The sequence below is a fragment of the Micromonospora sp. ATLC20 genome (assembly GCF_057196585.1).
In genome coordinates this window covers 1-1,710 of sequence record NZ_JBXUOV010000365.1, presented here as the reverse complement: position 1 = coordinate 1,710, position 1,710 = coordinate 1, and the positions used below count along the sequence as shown (strand labels likewise).

The window sequence follows — 1,710 nt, the reverse complement described above, 5'->3', positions numbered from 1 at the left end:
GCCGGGGGCAGGTCGGCGCGCCGGTCCGCAGCGTGGGCGGCGGCTGCTCGGCCGGCACCCGGTCCACGGCGGCCAGGTCGGCGAAGGCTCCGCCGCCCCCACCGCCGCCGAACAGCGCGCAGCCCGGCTCGGGACAGCGCCACTTCCGGGAGAGCACCTTGACGCCGGCGGGTGAGCGGCTCCCGGTGGCCGGGTCCTGGCCGCCGCCGACGTGCGCGATGAAGACCGGCCCGCCGGCGCCCGGCACCGGGGCGAGCACCCGGCCCGCCTGGGCGACCCACGGGTACCGCCCGACGAGCCCGTCCAGCCGCGCCCGGGTGAGCACCGGCAGGCCGAGCAGGTCGGCCACCTCCAGCATCCGGTCACCGGGCTGGTCGAGCACCTCCACCAGGCCGTCGTCGGCCCACCGGCGCACCACCATCCGCTCGTTGGAGGTCAGGTCGGCGTCGGACAGCAGCGCCCGGTGCACGATCGCGTAGACCGGGACGCTGTCCTCGCCGATCTGCCGGGACAGCGCGTCGATCACCATACCGAGCCGCAGCAGGCTGGCCGGTCGGCCGCCGTCCAGGTTCTGCCAGCGGATCACCTCGGCCAGGTCGACCACGGCCCTGGCCAGCGACGGATCGGTGCAGACCCGACCCTCGATGGCGTCGAGCACCTTGCTGATCTCGAATCTCATGCCGCAGCTCCGCACGATGTCGTCCCGTGACGCGGCCGGGGCCGGTCGGCCCGCCGCGCCGCGCGCCACCACCGCGGCGCGCCCTCCACCATGCGACGACCCTACCGGCCACCCCCGTCGGCGGCCTCGCCGCGCACTGCGGAAAAGGGGCGCACGCCACCCGGCGGGCGCCGTTACATTGATCGTCCGGCCCCGGTGAGGGGCCCCTTTCGCGGAGGACCATCACTGATGACGAAACGACGGCTGGCGACCACGGGGGTCGCGATCGTCGCGGTGCTCGGCCTCGGTCTGACCGGATGCGGCGACCGGACCGGAGCGGACGCGCCGGCCGAACGGGCCGCCGCTGCGGGCTCCGCGAGCCCGGCGACGACGCCGCGTGACGAACTGACCGCCGCCATCGAGAAGCTCAACGAGCAGACGCTGCGGGTCAAGCTGGACTCGGCCATGCTCAGCGCGCACGGGGTGACCGATCCGCGGGCCCGCACCATGCAGACCACCCTGACGATGGCCGCGTTCGGTGAGGTGCGCATGCTGGTCATCGGCCCCGACACCTGGGTCAAGTTCGACGGCGAGCTGGGCGAGCAGCTCGGCGGTTCCCGGAAGTGGCTGCGCATGGACACCGGCGACGGCGTGATGCCGGTGGACGATCCGGGCGGGGTGAAGAAGCTGCTCGCCGCGGTGGTCGACGTCCGCGGCTCGGCTGACCGCTCGTACGCCGGGACGCTCGACTACACGCGCAGCGGCGCCACCGGGAAGGCCCTCGCCGCGGCGGGTGACAAGGCGAAGGCGCTGCCGTTCACCGCGACGCTGGACGAGCAGGGGCGCCTCAGCACGTTCACGCTGGACATGACGCCGATCGACGCGTCACTCGGCCGGATGTCTGTCACCTACTCCGAGTTCGGCACGCCGGTGCGGCTCAGCCCGCCCGCACCCGGCGCGGTGGAGGAGGCGCCCGCGGCGATCGCCGCGGCCTTCTCCGGCACCCCGATCTGACCCGGCGCCGGGCGGGGGCGCCCCACTCGCCCCCGCCC

Annotated in this window: 1 protein-coding gene and 1 pseudogene; one reads left to right on the top strand and one right to left on the bottom strand. The window is 75.0% G+C overall.

What is annotated here, in order from left to right:
* Positions 1 to 679: pseudogene (locus tag AC2CHG_RS31295) on the bottom strand (FHA domain-containing protein); the annotation flags it as partial.
* Between the two features lie 228 nt (positions 680 to 907).
* Between AC2CHG_RS31295 and AC2CHG_RS31290 the strand changes: the two are divergent.
* Positions 908 to 1,672: a hypothetical protein gene (locus AC2CHG_RS31290; protein WP_484526200.1), complete on the top strand. Its 765-nt coding sequence runs from the start codon at positions 908 to 910 to the stop codon at positions 1,670 to 1,672.
* Positions 1,673 to 1,710: the final 38 nt, after the last annotated feature.

Bases quoted from the DNA above. Each gene is read 5' to 3' on its own strand.
- AC2CHG_RS31290 (WP_484526200.1), top strand. From the start codon at position 908: ATGACGAAACGACGGCTGGCGACCACGGGGGTCGCGATCGTCGCGGTG.